Origin of the sequence: Cellulomonas sp. Root137 (assembly GCF_001426725.1) — a bacterium.
Taxonomy (GTDB): domain Bacteria; phylum Actinomycetota; class Actinomycetes; order Actinomycetales; family Cellulomonadaceae; genus Cellulomonas.
Genome location: NZ_LMFG01000002.1, coordinates 77,703 through 93,492, shown reverse-complemented (window position 1 = coordinate 93,492; position 15,790 = coordinate 77,703). Strand labels below are relative to the sequence as shown.

Here is a 15,790-nt window from a genome sequence, read left to right as displayed (position 1 = left end):
AGGATGTCGGATCTGTCGCTCTTGACCCTGGCCGTGGCGCGGCGGACGTCGCATCAGGGGACCCCCCTGGTGTGCTCCCTAGACTCGGTGGGTGCTGGTCGGCCGGGAGCAGGAGCGTCAGGTCATCGGGAAGCTGGTGGCCTCCGCGCGCGTGGGTGAGAGCGGCACGCTGGTGCTCTCGGGAGAGGCCGGGATCGGCAAGAGCGCCCTGCTCGAGGACGCCGCCGCGGCCGTGACCGAGGCGGGCATGCGGGTGCTCCGGGCGGCCGGCATCGACGCCGAGCGCGAGGTGCCGTTCGGGGGCCTGCTCCAGCTGCTGCGCCCGGTGCTGGGTCACCTCGACGCGATCCCCGCACCGCAGGCGGAGGCGCTCGGCTCGGCGCTCGCCCTGGTGCCCGGGTCCGGCGGCGAGCGGTTCGCTGTCGGCGCGGCCGTGCTGAGCCTGCTCAGCCGCGTGGCCGACGACGGCCCGGTCGCGGTGATCGTCGACGACGCGCACCTCCTCGACCCCCCGTCGGCCCAGGCCCTGTGCTTCGCCGCCCGACGACTCACCGCCGACCCCGTCGTCGTCCTGCTCGCGGTGCGCGACGAGACCCCGTCGGTCGTCAGCTCGGCGGGGCTGCCCACGCTCACGCTCGGCGGGCTCGCCGACGCCGACGCCGCGGAGCTGGCCGGGTCCCTGGGCCGACGCCTGCCGGACGGGGCGCGGGCGCGGCTGCTGTCCGCGACCGGGGGCAACCCGCTGGCCCTGCTGGAGCTCACGGACGACGGGTTCGACGCGCTGCCGCCCGACGCGCCCGTCCCGGTGCCGGCGTCGCTCGCCCGGACGTTCGCCCGCCGCGCCGACGCGCTCTCGGAGAGCGCTCGCACCGCGCTGCTCGTGGCCGCCGCGGCCGGCGGGGACCTCGCGGCGATCACCGGTGCGTGCGCGCTGCTCGGCGTCTCCGTCGGCGACCTGGACGAGGCGGCCCGCGAGCAGCTGCTCACCGTCGACGCCCACCGCGTCACGTTCCGGCACGACCTGGTCCGCTCCGGCGTCTACGCCGAGGCCGCACCCGCCGCCCGGCGCGCGGTGCATGCCGCGCTGGCGCAGGCCGTGCCCTCCGACGACGTGGACCGGCGCGCCTGGCACCTCGGCGAGGCCACGGCTACCCCGGACGCGTCGGTCGCCGCCGTGCTCGACGAGGCCGCCGCCCGCGCCCGGGAGCGAGGCGCGTGGGCCGTCGCCGCGGCGGGGTTCGAGCGTGCCGCGCGCGTGAGCCCCGACCCGTCCGACCGTGCCCGCAGACTCGTGTCCGCGGCGGAGAGCGCGTGGCGTGCGGGACTGCCGGACTCCGCCATCGAGCTGCTCGACCGCGCGTCCGAGCTCCCCCAGTCCCCGGCGCTGCGCACCCGCGCCGCCGCCCTCGACGGGTCCGTCGCCGCGCGGACCGGGTCGGTCGAGCGGGCCCGGGACGTGTTCGTCGCCGCCGGCACGCGGGCCGCCGACGAGGACCCCGACACCGCCGTCACCCTGCTCTCCGACGCCATCCAGGCCTGCCAGTTCGCCGGCGACGTCGCCACGGCCGGCTCGGCGGCCGCGCTCATCGCCGAGCTCGAGCCGCGGACCGCACGGGCACGATGGGTCGGGTCCATGGCGACCGCCGTGGCCGACATCCTCTCCGGGCACGGCGGCCCGGACCTGCTGCGCGCGGCGATGGCGGACGTCGACCAGTACCTCGACGACCCGCAGCTGGCACCGTGGCTCGTCGTCCTGCCGCTCTACCTGCGCGAGAGCGCGGTGGGCCGGGACGTCATCCCCACGGTCGTCGCCCACTCCCGGCGCCGCAGCGACATCGGCGGGCTGCCGATCCTGCTGTTCTACGTCGCGCGCGACCAGGCGACCACGGACCGGTGGGACGACGCCGTCGCGGGGTACACGGAGGGGATCCAGCTGGCCCGCGAGGCCGGCCAGGCCACCGACCTCACCGCGTGCCTCGCCGGGCTGTCCTGGCTGGAGGCTCGGAGGGGCGACGAGGACGCCTGCCTGGCGCACGCCGAGGAGGCCCTGGCGATCGCCGGTGCGCACCACCTCGGCTTCTTCCGGACCTGGGCGATGACCGCGCTGGCCGAGCGCGAGCTGGGCCTCGGACGGACAGACGCGGCGCTCGACCGGTTCCGCGAGCTCGAGTCCGTGCTGGCGGACCTCGGGCTCGTGGACGTGGACCTCTCCCCCGCGGCGGACATGGTGGAGGCGATGGTGCGCCTGGGGATGGCCGACGAGGCGGGCGCCCTGGCGGCGTCGCTGACCGAGCGCGCAGAGGTCAAGGGGCAACCGTGGTCGCTGGCCCGCGCCGCCCGCGCGGCCGGTCTGACGTGCCCGGACACCGACGTGGACGTGTGCTTCTCCGTCGCCCTCGCCTACCACCAGCACACGCCCGACGCCTTCGAGGCCGCCCGCACCGAGCTGGCGTACGGGTCCCGGCTGCGCCGGATGAAGCGTCGCGTGGACTCCCGGCCGCACCTGCGCTCCGCGCTGGCGACCTTCGAGCGGCTCGGTGCGGTCCCGTGGGCCGACCAGGCGGCCTCCGAGCTGCGCGCGACCGGCGAGACCGCTCAGCGGCGCAGCGCCACTGGCCTCGACCACCTGACGCCGCAGGAGCTGCAGGTGGCCAGCATGCTGGCGGGCGGACGCACCACCCGGGAGGCCGCCGCGGCGCTGTTCCTGTCCCCGAAGACGATCGAGTACCACCTGCGCAACGTGTACCTGAAGCTCGGGATCAGGTCCCGCGCGGAGCTGGCCGGGGCGATCCCGGGCTGAGGCTCAGCCCGCGACCACCACGCGGATCTCGTTGTTCCAGGGGTCCTCGAACGCCAGGACCCGGCCGTCGTCGCGCGTGGCGACCCCGCGGCTGGTCAGCCGGGCGCCCAGCGCGCCGCGCTCCTCGTCGGTGGGCAGCTCGATGGTGACCTCGCCGAGTCCGAGCGCCGGCCACCGGCCCTGCGCGCCGCGGCTCTGCCACGTGTTCATCGCCAGGTGGTGGTGGTACCCGCCGGCCGACACGAACAGTGCCTGGGTGCCGTACTCCGCGGTCACCTCGAAGCCGACGGTGTCCACGTAGAACTGCTGGGCCGTCGCGATGTCGCCGACCTTGAGGTGCACGTGCCCCACTGCGGCGGCGCCGTCGAGCGCGTCGGGGTCGGTGAGGTTCTCCCGCAGGAACCCGTTCGGGTCCAGGTAGTTCGTGGCCATCGCGACGCGGCCGTTCTCCCAGCCCCACTGCTCGCGCGGCCGGTCCCAGTAGAGCTCCACGCCGTTGCCCTCGGGGTCGTCGAAGTAGAGCGCCTTGGACACCAGGTGGTCCGAGCTGCCCGTGAACGAGGACGGGAAGTGCTGGGCGACCGAGTACACTGAGGACGCGAGGGCGCTCTGCTCGTCGAACAGGATCGCGGTGTGGAACAGCCCCGCGGCCGTCGAGGGGGCGTGCTTGAGCAGCGGCGTGTGCTCGAGCACGACGGCCGGGACACCCAGCCTGCCGAGCGTGACGCGGTCGCCCTCGGCCTCCAGGACCGACAGGCCGATGCCGCGCGAGTAGTAGTCCGTCATCCCGTCGAGGTCGCCCACCTTGAGGGTGACGGCGCCGACGTCGGTGCGGGCGTCGAGGATCTCGGTCATGCCGTCAGCCCGAACCCGCCGGTCCACGACGTCTTCTCCGCCGCGGCGAGGGTCAGCTGCAGGAACCCGAGGGCCTCGAGCTCGTGGGCGCGCTTGAGGGAGCCGGCGTCGACGGCGCGCAGGCCGCCCGCCTCGACGACCGCAGCGAGGGCCGCCTTGGCGTCCGTGTCGTCGCCCGCGATGAGGACGGAAGTCCGCTCGGAGCCCACCTCACCCGTGCTGAGCGTCGCCGCGAACGTGGTGTTGAACGCCTTGAGCACCGACGCGCCGGGCACCGACTGCGCGATGACCTCGGCGGCGGAGCTGCCCACCGGCACGACCAGGGAGTCGAACGTGGCGAAGTCGAGGGGGTTGGTCAGGTCCACGAGCACCTTGCCGTCCAGCTGCCCCTCGTACTGGCCGAGAACCTCGGGCACGGCACCGTACGGCAGCGCCAGCACCACGATGTCGCCCGTGATCGGGTCACCGACGGTGCCGTGCTTCGCGCCGGGGATCGCGACCTTGACCGGCTCCCGCGTCAGCACCTGCGCGTCGTTGCCGCCGGCGACGACGCGCCACGCGATGGCCGAGCCCATGTTGCCTGCTCCGATGATGGTGACCGTGCTCATGGTGTCCTCCTCGATTGGTTGTTGCTACAACTACTGTACCTCTAATAGTTGTCGCGTCAAGTGTTTGCTAGCATGTCTCGCATGACGGAACCGCGCTGGCTCACCCCGGAGCAGCTGTGCGCCTGGAAGAAGCTCATCGCCGTGGTCGAGCTGCTGCCGGGCACGCTGGAGTCCCAGCTGCAGCGCGACTCCGGCCTGAGCCACTTCGAGTACTTCACGCTCGCGATGCTCTCCGAGGCACCGGACCGCACGCTGCGGATGACGTCGCTCGCCGCGCAGACCAACGCCACCCTCGCACGCCTCTCGCACGTGGTCACCCGGCTGGAGAAGCGTGGGCTGGTGCGCCGCGAGGCGTGCGCCGAGGACCGCCGGGCGACGAACGCGATCCTCACGCCCGCCGGCTGGACCATGGTCGAGGCCGCCGCGCCCGGGCACGTCGGCACCGTCCTGGCGACCGTGATCGACCCTCTCACCGCGACCGACGTCGCCGACCTCGACCGCGTGATGGGTCGCATCCTCGAGGTCCTCGACCCGTCGCACGTCATGGTCGGGGCCTCGTCGACCGATGACTGAGGAGTGCTCCTCGCCCTCTCCTTGATCGGCTTCCTCACCCTCGCGGCCGGCATCGTCGTGCGGTGGATCGGCCGGCGCGTCGACGCCCTCGGCCGGGTCGCGCCGTTCCCGAAGATCAGCGTGGGTCTGTCCCTCGGGCTGGCGCTCTGCTGCGCCGTCCCGCTGATGGTGGAGGCCTGGGTCGAGCACCGGCTCGAGGACGCCGCGGGCGAGATCGCAGGCGGGCCGGTGCAGGTCCACTGCCAGAGCGTCGGCCAGGCCTTCGTCGACGTCGGCCCCGAGCTCGGCTTCGTCGCCTGGGGAGCGGACGGCGTGCCCGAGCGGTCGACGCTCATCAAGTTCGGCGTCTGCGGGAACCTGCGGGCGTGGCTGGGCTCGACCAAGGCGAGCCCCTCGCTGGACCAGGTCGTCGCCGTGCACGTGCTCACCCACGAGACCATGCACATGGTCGGGATCACCGACGAGGCCCACGCCGAGTGCGCCGCCGTGCAGCGCGACGCCGCGATGGCCGTCGCGCTCGGGGCGTCCCCGCAGGAGGCTCAGGCCCTGGCCCGCCGGTACTGGATCGAGGTGTACCCGCGGATGCCCGACCGCTACGTGGGCGGGTGCGGGCCGGGCGGCACACACGACGAAGCGCTCCCGACCCCGCCCTGGTGACGCACGTTGACCGTCGGTGGCGCCCGGCGGACGATGGTGGACAGCCGCACGGGCAAGGAGGCCGAGATGTGTCGCTGGCTCGCCTACACCGGGTCGCCCGTGCTCCTGGACGACCTGATCTACAAGCCGACCAACTCGCTCGTGGTGCAGAGCCTGCACAGCCGGCTCGGCGCGGAGGCCACCAACGGCGACGGGTTCGGCGTCGGGTGGTACGACGAGCACGCGCCCACGCCAGGGGTGTTCCGCAGCATCGAGCCGGCGTGGAGCGACCGGAACCTGCGCGAGCTGGCGGAGCACGTCCGTGCCGGGGTGGTGCTCGCGCACATCCGCGCGACCAGCGGGACCGCCGTGCAGCAGACGAACTGCCACCCGTTCCGGCACGGCCGGTGGCTCTGGATGCACAACGGGCTGCTGGCCGGGTTCTCCGCCATGAAGCGCGACCTCGTGCTGGCCATCGACCCCGAGCTGTTCCCGCTCATCGAGGGGTCGACCGACTCCGAGGTCCTCTTCTACCTCGCCCTGACGTTCGGCCTCGAGAAGGACCCGCCCACCGCCGTCGCCCGCGCCGTCGGGCTGGTGGAGGAGGTCGGCCGGACGCACGGCATCGCGTTCCCGGTGCAGATGACCGTCGCCACCAGCGACGGCACGCGGCTCTGGGCGTTCCGGTACTCCACCGAGGGGCAGAGCCGGTCGCTGTTCCGGAACACCGACGTCGCGGTCCTCCGGCAGCAGTACCCGGAGAACCCCGTGCTGCACGACCTCGCCGACTCGACCCGCATCGTGGTCTCCGAGCCGCTGGGAGACCTCAAGGGCGCGTGGCACGAGGTGCCGGAGAGCAGCTGCCTCACCATCGAGGGCGGGCAGGAGGAGCTGCAGCCGTTCCGGCCCGCCACGTAGGACGTCAGCGGTCCAGGCAGAGGCAGAACGGGTGCCCGGACGGGTCCGCGTAGACGCGGAACGGGTCCTCCGGGTGGCCCTCCTCCTCGGGCGTGCCGGTGAGCGGCCGCGCACCGAGGCGCACTGCCTCCTCGTGCCCGACGACGAGGTCGGTGACCTCCAGGTCCAGGTGCACGATCGCGCCCGCCCGCCACGGCGGCACCACGGCGTCCGAGCGCTGGAACCCGATCCGGACCGGGCGCTCGGGGTCGACGATCAGGAGGTACTCGTCGCCCTCGGGGTCCGGCTCCTCGTGGCCGGGCGCCCACTCCCAGCGCAGGAGGCGTCGGTAGAACTCCGCGAGCTCCCGGGGGTCGGCGCAGTCCACGGTCGGTTGGCGCAGGTGTCGGGTCGTCATGTACCGACGCTAGGGGTTTCGTCACATGCCCGACACGTGGATACGGTTCACTCACCGGACCATGGACCTGACCTCGCTGGACCGCATCCGAGCGGCGCACGACCGGACCGAGCTCGCGCTCGGCCCCCGCAGCGCGCCCCTGGCCGGCGGCACGTGGCTGTTCTCCGAGGAGCAGCCGCACCTCGAGGAGCTGGTGGACCTCACGACGCTGGGCTGGCCGGCGGTCGAGGTCTCGTCCTCCGGGCTCCTGCTCGCTGCCACCTGCACCATCCGGACCCTCGTGGACCTGCCCCCGGTGCCGGGGTGGACCTCGCAGCACCTGGTCGCGCAGTGCGCCCGGTCGCTGGTGGCGTCGGAGAAGATCTGGGACTGGGCCACGGTCGGCGGCAACCTCTGCGTGGCGCTCCCTGCGGGAGCGATGACCTCACTGACGGTGGCGCTCGACGCGACCGCGGTGGTGTGGACGCCGGACGGCGGGGAGCGTCGGGAGCCCGTCGCGTCGTTCGTGACCGGGGTGCGGACCACCACGCTCGGTCCCGGCGAGGTGCTCCGCGCGGTCTCGATCCCCACGGAGGCCCTCGCGCAGCCGGCCGCGTTCCGCCGCGTCGCGCTGACCCGGCACGGGCGCTCCGGGGCGATCGTCATCGGCCGCCGCCCAGCCGACGGCGGCCTCGTGGTCACGCTCACCGCCGGGGTCACGCGACCGCAGCGACTGGCGTTCTCGCAGCTCCCGGGGTCCGACGAGCTCCGGGCCGCGATCGAGCAGGTCGACGACTGGTACGACGATCCGCACGGCGCCCCGGACTGGCGTCGGGCCATGACCCTGCGGCTGGCCGAGCAGGTCCGGGAGGAGCTCGCATGAGGTTCGAGGTGAACGGCGCACCCGTCGAGGCGGAACCCGCCCCCGGCCAGGTCCTGCGCACCCTGCTGCGCGAGCACGGGCACGTCGAGGTGAAGAAGGGCTGCGACTCGGGCGACTGCGGCGCGTGCACGGTGCTGCTCGACGGCCGGCCCACCCACTCCTGCCTGGTCCCCGCGTACCGGGCCTCCGGCCGCGCCGTGACCACGGTGTCCGGCCTCGACCCGGAGGTCGGCCAGGCGTTCGTCGACGCCGCCGCGTTCCAGTGCGGGTTCTGCACGGCCGGGCTGGTCACGACGGTCGCCGGCCTGGACCTGCGGACGGACGACGACGAGACCGCGCGGCTGCTCAAGGGCAACCTGTGCCGCTGCACCGGCTACCGCTCGATCTGCGACGCCGTGGCCCGGCGCTGCAACACGGTGGACCCCGTCGCCGGTCGGGACGCCGGCCGCTCGGTGCGCTCCCCCGCGGCGCAGCGGATCGTCACCGGCCGCGAGCCGTTCACCCTCGACGTCCCGGCCACCGACCTGGCGCACCTCGCCGTGCTGGGCAGCCCGCACGCGCACGCCCGGATCGTGTCCATCGACACCTCCGCGGCCCTGCGCGCGCCCGGAGTCGTCGCGGTGCTCACGCACGAGGACTCCCCCGCGACGCTCTTCTCGACCGCCCGGCACGAGTCGCGCCTCGACGACCCCGACGACACCCGGGTGCTCGACCCCGTGCTCCGGTTCCACGGCCAACGGGTCGCCGTCGTGGTGGCCGAGTCCCTGCGGGAGGCGTCGCGCGCGCTCGCCCTGATCGAGGTCGAGTACGACGTGCTCCCCGCGGTGGTCGACGTCGAGTCGGCCCGGTCGCCGGGGGCTCCCCTGGTGCACGGCGACAAGGGCCCCGAGTCGCGGATCTCCGAGCCCGGACGCAACGTCGTCGCGCAGCTGCACGCCGAGATGGGCTCGGTCACCGCCGCGCTGGCGTCGTCGGCCCACCGCGTGAGCGGCACGTACCGCACCAGCCGGGTGTCGCACACGGCCATGGAGACGCACGCGACCCGCGGCTGGCTCGACGAGGAGGGCCGGCTCGTCCTGCGCACCAGCACGCAGGTGCCCTACCTGGTCCGCGACGAGATCGCGCACATCTTCGACCTCGACCCCGCGCGCGTCCGGGTGCTCACGGGGCGCGTCGGCGGCGGGTTCGGCGGCAAGCAGGAGCTGCTCACGGAGGACGTCGTCACGCTCGCGGTCCTGCGCACCGGGCGCGCGGTGCAGTACGAGATGAGCCGCAAGGACGAGTTCACCATCGTGCCGACCCGGCACCCCGTCCGCGTCGAGGTGGAGCTCGGGGCCGACGCCGACGGCGTGCTGACCGCCATGCGCATCGACGTGCTCAACAACACCGGCGCCTACGGCAACCACGGGCCGGGCGTGATGTTCCACGGCGTCTCCGAGTCGATGGCCGTGTACAGGTGCGCGAACAAGCGCGTCGACGCCGAGTCCGTCTACACCCACACCGTGCCGTCGGGCGCGTTCCGCGGGTACGGGCTGGGGCAGATCATCTTCGCGATCGAGTCGGCCATGGACGACCTCGCACAGTCGGTCGGGATCGACCCGTTCGAGCTGCGACGCCGCAACGTCGTCGTCCCCGGAGACCGCCTGCTCGTGGTCGACGCCGAGGAGAAGGGCGACCTGGACATGCACTCGTACGGCATGGACCAGTGCCTCGACCTGGTGCAGTCGGCGCTCGCCGACCGTTCGGCGGACCTGCCCGCGCCGCCCGGCACGCTCGTCGGTTCGGGGATGGCCGTCGCCATGATCGCGACCATCGCCCCGCGCGGGCACTACGCCGAGGCGACGGTGCAGCTGCTCGACGACGGCCGGTACCGGGCGAGCATCGGCACCACCGAGTTCGGCAACGGCACCACGACGGTGCACGGCCAGCTGGTCGCGCAGGCGCTCGGCACCACCGTCGACCGCATCGTGATCGCGCAGTCCGACACCGACGTGGCCGGGTACGACACCGGCGCCTTCGGGTCCGCGGGCGTCGTCGTCGCCGGGCTCGCCCTGCACCGCGCGGCGCTCCAGCTGCGCGCCAAGATCCTGTCCGCGGCCGCCGCGCTGCGCGACCACCCCAGCGACGAGCCCCGCACCTGGGACTCGAAGGACCTCACCCCCGACTCGGCGAGCGGCGTGTCGCTGACCGAGATCGCGCGGGCCGTGCCCGGGCTCACCGGCCAGGGCAGCCACGACGGCACGCCCCGGTCCGTGGCGTTCAACGTGCACGGGTTCCGCGTGGCGGTCGACCCCGAGACGGGCGAGGTGACCATCCTGCGGTCGGTGCAGGCGGTCGACGCCGGCACCGTCCTGCACCCCGAGCAGCTGCGCGGGCAGGTCGAGGGCGGCACCGGCCAGGCGATCGGCACCGCCCTGTACGAGGAGATGCGGCTCGACGACGAGGGCCGCGTGACCACCGCCTCGTTCCGCAGCTACCACGTGCCGCAGATGGTCGACCTGCCCCGCACCGAGGTCCTCTTCGCGCAGACCAGCGACGACCTCGGACCCCTGGGCGCCAAGTCCATGAGCGAGGCACCGTACAACCCGGTCGCCCCCGCGCTGGCCAACGCCGTCCACGACGCCCTGGGTATCCGCCCGCACGAGCTCCCCATGAGCGCCGACCGCCTCTGGCGCCTGATCCACGACTGACCCCCGGCCCGCGCGTCCGAACACGTGCGCGCTCCGGGAACCACGTCCTCGGACGTCCGCACGATCGCGCGTCCCCGCACCCCGGTGTGCGGACGTCCCGCGTCAGGGCTGGTGGGTGCGCGCGGGGCGGTGGATCGGCCCGGCCAGGTCCGTCAGCGGGAGGCCCGTGGCTCCCGCGCGTGACGCCAGCACCTCCGCGAGCACCGACACGGCCGTCTCGCCCGGGGTCGACGCACCGATGTCCAGGCCGATCGGCGCGTGCAGGCGGCCCAGCTCGTCGTCGGTGACCCCCCGCTCCACCAGCTCCGCCAGCCGCCGGTCCTGCGTCCGCCGCGACCCCATCGCGCCCACGTAGCCGGCCCCGGAGCGCAGCGCCGCGAGCACCAGGTCGGCGTCGAACCGGTCGTCGTGCGCCATCACGCAGACCACGTCGCGCACACCGAGACTTTGTTGCGCGAGGTGCCGGACGGGCCAGTCGACGACCACCTCGTCGGCCGCCGGGTGCCGCCGCGGGGTGGCCAGCACGGCGCGGGCGTCGCACACCGTCACGCGGTAGCCCGCCGCCCGAGCCACCACGGCGAGCGCGGAGGAGAACTCGAGCGCACCGTAGACGAGCATCCGCGGCGGGGCCGACGCGACCTCGACGAACACCTCGACGCCACCGTCGGGACCCATGGCCCGCACGAGGCCCGACCGGTCGACCGTCGGCAGCCGGTCGGGCAGCGGCCCGTCGAGGGCGGTCACCATGACGGCCTCGTCCCCGCGCGCCGCCGCGGCCAGCACCGGCACGTCCTCCGGCCCGATCAGGCGGGCGTGCACCCGGAGCACGCCGCCGCAGGTCAGGCCGACCGCGAACGCGTCCTCGTCGGTCACGCCGAACTCCTGGACGCCCGGCGCGGCACCCTGGAGCACGGAGGTGCACAGCTCGTACAGCGCCCCCTCGACGCACCCGCCGGCGACGCTCCCCAGGGCCGCGCCCGTGTCGTCCACGGCCATCGACGTCCCGACGACCGTCGGCGCGCTGCCGGTCATCGACACGACTGTGGCGACAGCGACCCGGTGACCCGCACTGAGGATGGCCAGCAGGCGGTCCGCGATCTCGAGCACGGCACACCTCCCGACGTCCTGTTGCAGAGTGCGACGAGCCTAGACCGCCCCCGAACGCCCGCGAGTACCGTCGGGACCGCGGGGCACCTCGTCCTCACCGGTGTCCCGGGAGGAGGAAACGCGCGTGTCACATCGCCCGGGCACACTGCGGCCATGAGCGCCCGACTGCACGCCCACCAGTACGGCAAGGCCGAGACGCGCGTCGTCCGGATCGTGCGCGACACGCCGCGCCACGAGATCCGGGACCTGAACGTCTCGACGGCTCTGCGCGGCGACTTCACGGCGGCATACCTCGAGGGCGACCAGTCGGCCGTCCTGCCCACGGACACGCAGAAGAACATGTCGTTCGTGTTCGCCAAGACGCATGGGATCTCCTCCCCGGAGCAGTTCGCGACGCTGCTCGGACGGCACTTCGTCGACCACGTCGCGCCCGTCTCCGGTGCTCGGGTCGACGTCGAGGAGTACGCCTGGGTCCGAGCCGTGGTGGACGGCGCCGAGCACGACCACACGTGGGTCCGCAGCGGGCAGGAGGTACGGACGGCGTCCGTCACCACCGACGACAGCGGCGCCACGGTCATCGCGGGCCTGCGCGACCTCACGGTGCTCAAGTCGACGGCGTCCGAGTTCCGGGGCTTCCTGCGGGACGAGTTCACCACCCTGGTCGACGCCGACGACCGCGTGCTGGCCACCTCGCTGACCGTGCAGTGGCGCTACGCAGGCACCGACCTCGACTTCGACGCGACCTATGCCGTGGTGCGGGCCGTGATCCTCTCGACCTTCGCCTCGGAGCACTCGCTGGCGCTGCAGCAGACCCTCTGGCAGATGGGCGAGGCTGTGCTCGACGCCGTCCCTCAGGTGGTGGAGGTCCGCATCGCCGCACCCAACAAGCACCACTTCCTCGCCGACCTCACCCCCTTCGGACTGCCGAACCCCGGGGAGGTCTTCTTCGCTGCCGACCGCCCGTACGGGCTGATCGAGGCGGTGGTCGTCCGGGAGGGCGCACCCGACGCCGACACCGCCTGGACGCGATCGGTGGGCGCACCGTGACCCAGTCCTCGACCCGCACGAGCCGCCCGTCGGCGACCCGGATCCGCCGTCGCACCGTGATCCTGGGAGGTGTCGCATGAGCCCCGACGACGAGAGCTGGCTGACGCAGGCCGTCGCCCTCGCGACCGCCAACGTGGCCGACGGCGGCGGTCCGTTCGGTGCCGTCGTCGTCCGCGACGGCGAGGTGATCGGTGTCGGTCAGAACCGCGTCACGCGCGACAACGACCCCACCGCCCACGCCGAGGTCCAGGCCATCCGTGCTGCGTGCCGGGCGATCGAGAACTTCTCGCTCGCGGGCGCGACGGTCTACTCGTCGTGCGAGCCGTGCCCTCTGTGCATCGCCGCCTGCCTCTGGGCCCGGGTCGACCGAGTCGTCTTCGCCGCGGACCGGATCGACGCCGCGCGCGCGGGATTCGACGACCGTGCCTTCTACGACCTGTTCGCCAGCCACCGCGACACCTGGCCGATGCCGGTCGACAACCACCGGGTTCCGAACGCGTCCGAGCCCATGGACGCGTGGCTGGCCCGTCCCCTGCGCATCGAGTACTGACACTCCAGGCCTGACATTCCAGGTCTGACGCTCCGCCCTCGGCAGCCCACGTGTTCGCGACAGCCCGCGTTCCCTGACGCGCCAGCACTTCCGCACCCGACGCATGACCACCGGACTGCTAGGGCGCGCCGCCTTTCCCGTCGGGTGCGTTGATGAGGTGGCCGCGGTGGTCCCGGAACACGTAGCGCAGGAGTTGACGGCCACCGGTCGCGCCGACGGTAGTGGTGGGCGCGTCGAGGTTCCCGTCCACCGCTTGTCCTGCTCCACCTATGTGGGCCGTGATGCGTTGCCGTCGGGTCCAGCCGGGGGGTTTCTCCAGGCGTTGGATGGACAGGTTGAGCCGGTGGACCTCGGAGTGGTGGTGCTTGCACAACAGGGCAGCGTTGCTGATCGACGTGTCCCCCCGGTCGCGGTCCCACCAGCGCACGTGGTGCACCTCGCAGCGCGACGCGTGCTGGGCGCACCCGTTCCAGGTGCACTGCCCATCGCGCACGACCGCGGCCCGGCGCTGCGCCGTGGTGAACAGCCGCTTGGACCGTCCGACGTCCAGCGGGAGGCTCTCGGCGGACATCACGACCCGGGTGATGTCCGCCTCGCACAACGCCTTCGCGAGCTCGGACATCGGCACCGGGGTGCCGTCCTCCAACGTCGCCGGAACCACGGTCCCCCACGGCAGGGCTATCGGGGCGCACAGGACCCGACCCGCCCCTGCGCCCGTAGCGGCCATGGTGCCGGCGTCGATGTCCGCGCGACTCACGCTCGTGTCGGCATCGTGCAGGGCGCGCTGGTGGGCCAGCAACTCGGCGACGGTCTCTGCCGGCACGAGCAGGGACAGGTGCGGGCGGCTGACCGCCCCGGACGTGACTGCGCCGGTGCCGGCTGGAGCCGCGTCCGTGTCGGCGAGAGGCTCACCGGCGGGCGCGGCCGGCAGGCGTGAACCCACCCCGACCGGGCCTGGACGAGCCGCACGAGCGGCGCAGGCGTGCTCGGCCAGCATGGTCAGCGCGTCGGCGGAGGCTTGCCCGGGTGAGCGGGTGTCGTCGCCGTACTGGCCCATCGCGTCCAGGGCGACCCGCAGGGTCTCGCCGGCGACCCGGTCCAGGCGGCCCTTGAGGAACACCCCGTGACCCTGGGCGGACAGGGTGAAGAACCGTTCGCGGTGCTGGGCATCATGCACGGCCTGCAGCCCCGCCGGGTCCTGCGCGGCGACCCACCGGGCCAGGGCGCGGGCGAAGTCCGGCCGCGACGCGGATCGGGCCATCCCCACCACCACCTCTTGCGCCTGCGGGCTGCGCAGCACGGCCGCGACCTCCGGGGACGCCGACCCGGCGATCCGGGCCAGCTCGTCCAGGTGACCCAACGGCACCACCCCGTCGCGCACCCCCGCCGCGACCGTGCCCATGGACACCATGGCGTCGGCCTGCCGCACTACCCGCGCCGCCTCGCCCAGACCGGACCGGGTCATCCGCGCGTGGGCCGCCTCGAACGACCGGTCCCCCGGGCGCATCGAGTCGCCGGCGTCGCGGTCGGCGACCAGCAGGTGCGCCCGCGCCTCCGCCAACGCCGCCTCGCTCACGCGCACCAGAGCCAGCACCGCCGACCGGTCCGACCCGCTCCACGCCCGGGACTCACGGGCCACGGCAGCCAGGGTGGCGGTGGCGTCGCGCACCTGCGCCGCCACATCCTGCACCTCGACCGTCGACTCGAACATACGTTCGATCCTACAGGAGCCGGATCGTCGCGACAAGGCTCTGACCTGCATCAACATGTCCGCAGCCGCACCACCGACCCGCCCACAGCCCGCGTTCCAACGCCGAGCTGATCAAGGCGTGAGCGGGCGACGCGGTGCCTGCCGGCCGGTGGAGGATCGAGGCCCGGCACCGGTAGGTCGGACACCCGAGTCGAACGGTCACCCGGAGCTGCGAGCGCGCGCCTAGCTCCCCCGGTACGTCGAGTACGCGAACGGGCTCAACAGCAGCGGCACGTGATAGTGCCCGTCATCCACCACGTCGAACACCACCACGACCTCCGGATGGAACCCGACCTGCCCGGTCGCCGCGAAGTACGCCGCGGTGTCGAACGTGAACCGGTACCGCCCTGGCGCGACATGATCGGGCCCCAGGGACCGGGCGCGGCCGTCGTCGTCGGTGACGCCCGAGGCCAGGACCGTCCACTCCCCGGCGTCGAACGCCGACAGGAGGATCGGCACCCCCGCCGCGGGCCGGCCGAGCGCGGTGTCCAGGACGTGCGTCGTCAGCTGGCTCATGACGCGAACAGGGTGCGCAGGCGCAGGAGCGCGATCTGACGGAGCTGGTCGGCGACCTCGGCGGACTCGGCGTCGTCGGTGAGCCCGAGCCGTCGGTGGAGCTCAGCGAGGATCTCGGGCCGGCTCCGACCGGCGGCGCGGATGAGGAAGATCCGGCCGAACCGCTCCTCGTAGGCGCGGTTGCCGTCGGCCATCGCGGCGACGAGGGCGGGGTCCTCGGTGCTCGAGGCGGCCTGCTCGGCTGCGGAGAGCCCGGTCGACCGCTCCCCGATGCGGGGATGGGCGCTGAGCGCCTCGTCGACCTCGGCCGTGCTCAGCGACCGCGCCGCGAGGTCACCGACCCCGACGAGCGCGTCGACCGAGGGGTACGGGCAGCCCGACGCGACCTCGTCGACCCACCGGGCGACGTGCAGCGCGGTGGTGAGCCGCTCGCGGGTCTCAGGTCCGTCGTCGATCATCCAGGCCGCCCTCCGGTAGCGCT

General features: G+C 73.7%; 15 protein-coding genes. 8 read left to right on the top strand and 7 right to left on the bottom strand.

What is annotated here, in order from left to right; all coding sequences use genetic code 11:
• Positions 1 to 91: 91 nt before the first annotated feature.
• A complete protein-coding gene (locus ASD18_RS12830) occupies positions 92 to 2,800 on the top strand; it encodes an AAA family ATPase (RefSeq protein WP_056092424.1) in 2,709 nt (902 codons plus the stop codon).
• A 3-nt stretch (positions 2,801 to 2,803) separates the two neighbouring features.
• On the opposite strand, the gene ASD18_RS12825 is transcribed toward ASD18_RS12830, so the two are convergent.
• Together ASD18_RS12825 and ASD18_RS12820 are read right to left on the bottom strand one after the other, a co-directional pair.
• Positions 2,804 to 3,655: a VOC family protein gene (locus ASD18_RS12825; protein WP_056092421.1), complete on the bottom strand. Its 852-nt coding sequence runs from the start codon at positions 3,653 to 3,655 to the stop codon at positions 2,804 to 2,806.
• Positions 3,652 to 4,263 (bottom strand): NADPH-dependent F420 reductase, encoded by a 612-nt coding sequence (locus tag ASD18_RS12820; RefSeq protein WP_056092420.1) that lies wholly within the window; start codon positions 4,261 to 4,263, stop codon positions 3,652 to 3,654. The genes ASD18_RS12825 and ASD18_RS12820 overlap by 4 nt, the downstream gene beginning before the upstream one ends.
• 81 nt (positions 4,264 to 4,344) lie before the next feature.
• On the opposite strand from ASD18_RS12820, the gene ASD18_RS12815 reads away from it, so the two are divergent.
• The 3 genes from ASD18_RS12815 to ASD18_RS12805 all read left to right on the top strand — a co-directional run bounded on the left by ASD18_RS12815 (position 4,345) and on the right by ASD18_RS12805 (position 6,390).
• Positions 4,345 to 4,836, top strand: coding sequence for a MarR family winged helix-turn-helix transcriptional regulator (locus ASD18_RS12815; protein WP_056092417.1), 492 nt, complete (start codon positions 4,345 to 4,347; stop codon positions 4,834 to 4,836).
• 3 nt (positions 4,837 to 4,839) lie between these two features.
• Complete coding sequence (locus ASD18_RS12810; protein WP_056092413.1) at positions 4,840 to 5,493, top strand: hypothetical protein; 654 nt, start codon at positions 4,840 to 4,842, stop codon at positions 5,491 to 5,493.
• Positions 5,494 to 5,559: 66 nt separating this feature from the next.
• On the top strand, positions 5,560 to 6,390 hold the full coding sequence (locus tag ASD18_RS12805; protein WP_056093572.1) for a class II glutamine amidotransferase: 831 nt from the start codon (positions 5,560 to 5,562) through the stop codon (positions 6,388 to 6,390).
• A gap of 4 nt (positions 6,391 to 6,394) precedes the next feature.
• Here the strand turns inward: ASD18_RS12805 and ASD18_RS12800 are convergent, their stop codons facing one another.
• Complete coding sequence (locus ASD18_RS12800) at positions 6,395 to 6,787, bottom strand: VOC family protein (RefSeq protein WP_082574018.1); 393 nt, start codon at positions 6,785 to 6,787, stop codon at positions 6,395 to 6,397.
• A 61-nt stretch (positions 6,788 to 6,848) separates the two neighbouring features.
• On the opposite strand from ASD18_RS12800, the gene ASD18_RS12795 reads away from it, so the two are divergent.
• Together ASD18_RS12795 and ASD18_RS12790 are read left to right on the top strand one after the other, a co-directional pair.
• A complete protein-coding gene (locus ASD18_RS12795; protein ID WP_056092408.1) occupies positions 6,849 to 7,649 on the top strand; it encodes a xanthine dehydrogenase family protein subunit M in 801 nt (266 codons plus the stop codon).
• Entirely contained in the window at positions 7,646 to 10,339 is a 2,694-nt protein-coding gene (locus ASD18_RS12790; RefSeq protein WP_056092405.1) for a molybdopterin cofactor-binding domain-containing protein, read from the top strand. The genes ASD18_RS12795 and ASD18_RS12790 overlap by 4 nt, the downstream gene beginning before the upstream one ends.
• Positions 10,340 to 10,441: 102 nt before the next feature.
• Here ASD18_RS12790 and ASD18_RS12785 read toward each other — a convergent pair whose 3' ends face one another.
• Entirely contained in the window at positions 10,442 to 11,446 is a 1,005-nt protein-coding gene (locus ASD18_RS12785) for an XdhC family protein (protein ID WP_056092402.1), read from the bottom strand.
• A 153-nt stretch (positions 11,447 to 11,599) separates the two neighbouring features.
• Here ASD18_RS12785 and pucL point away from each other — a divergent pair, with 153 nt between their 5' ends.
• Together pucL and ASD18_RS12775 are read left to right on the top strand one after the other, a co-directional pair.
• On the top strand, positions 11,600 to 12,493 hold the full coding sequence (gene pucL / locus ASD18_RS12780) for a factor-independent urate hydroxylase (protein WP_056092399.1): 894 nt from the start codon (positions 11,600 to 11,602) through the stop codon (positions 12,491 to 12,493).
• A 76-nt stretch (positions 12,494 to 12,569) separates the two neighbouring features.
• Positions 12,570 to 13,043: a nucleoside deaminase gene (locus ASD18_RS12775; RefSeq protein ID WP_056092397.1), complete on the top strand. Its 474-nt coding sequence runs from the start codon at positions 12,570 to 12,572 to the stop codon at positions 13,041 to 13,043.
• 118 nt (positions 13,044 to 13,161) lie between these two features.
• Here ASD18_RS12775 and ASD18_RS12770 read toward each other — a convergent pair whose 3' ends face one another.
• From ASD18_RS12770 to ASD18_RS12760, 3 genes are all read right to left on the bottom strand, one after another.
• Positions 13,162 to 14,754 carry an HNH endonuclease signature motif containing protein gene (locus ASD18_RS12770; protein ID WP_056092394.1) on the bottom strand — a complete coding sequence of 531 codons (1,593 nt, stop codon included), beginning with the start codon at positions 14,752 to 14,754 and terminating at the stop codon, positions 13,162 to 13,164.
• Between the two features lie 222 nt (positions 14,755 to 14,976).
• A complete protein-coding gene (gene uraH, locus ASD18_RS12765; RefSeq protein ID WP_056092392.1) occupies positions 14,977 to 15,309 on the bottom strand; it encodes a hydroxyisourate hydrolase in 333 nt (110 codons plus the stop codon).
• Positions 15,306 to 15,767, bottom strand: coding sequence for a 2-oxo-4-hydroxy-4-carboxy-5-ureidoimidazoline decarboxylase (locus ASD18_RS12760; RefSeq protein ID WP_056092389.1), 462 nt, complete (start codon positions 15,765 to 15,767; stop codon positions 15,306 to 15,308). The genes uraH and ASD18_RS12760 overlap by 4 nt, the downstream gene beginning before the upstream one ends.
• Between the last annotated feature and the right edge of the window lie 23 nt (positions 15,768 to 15,790).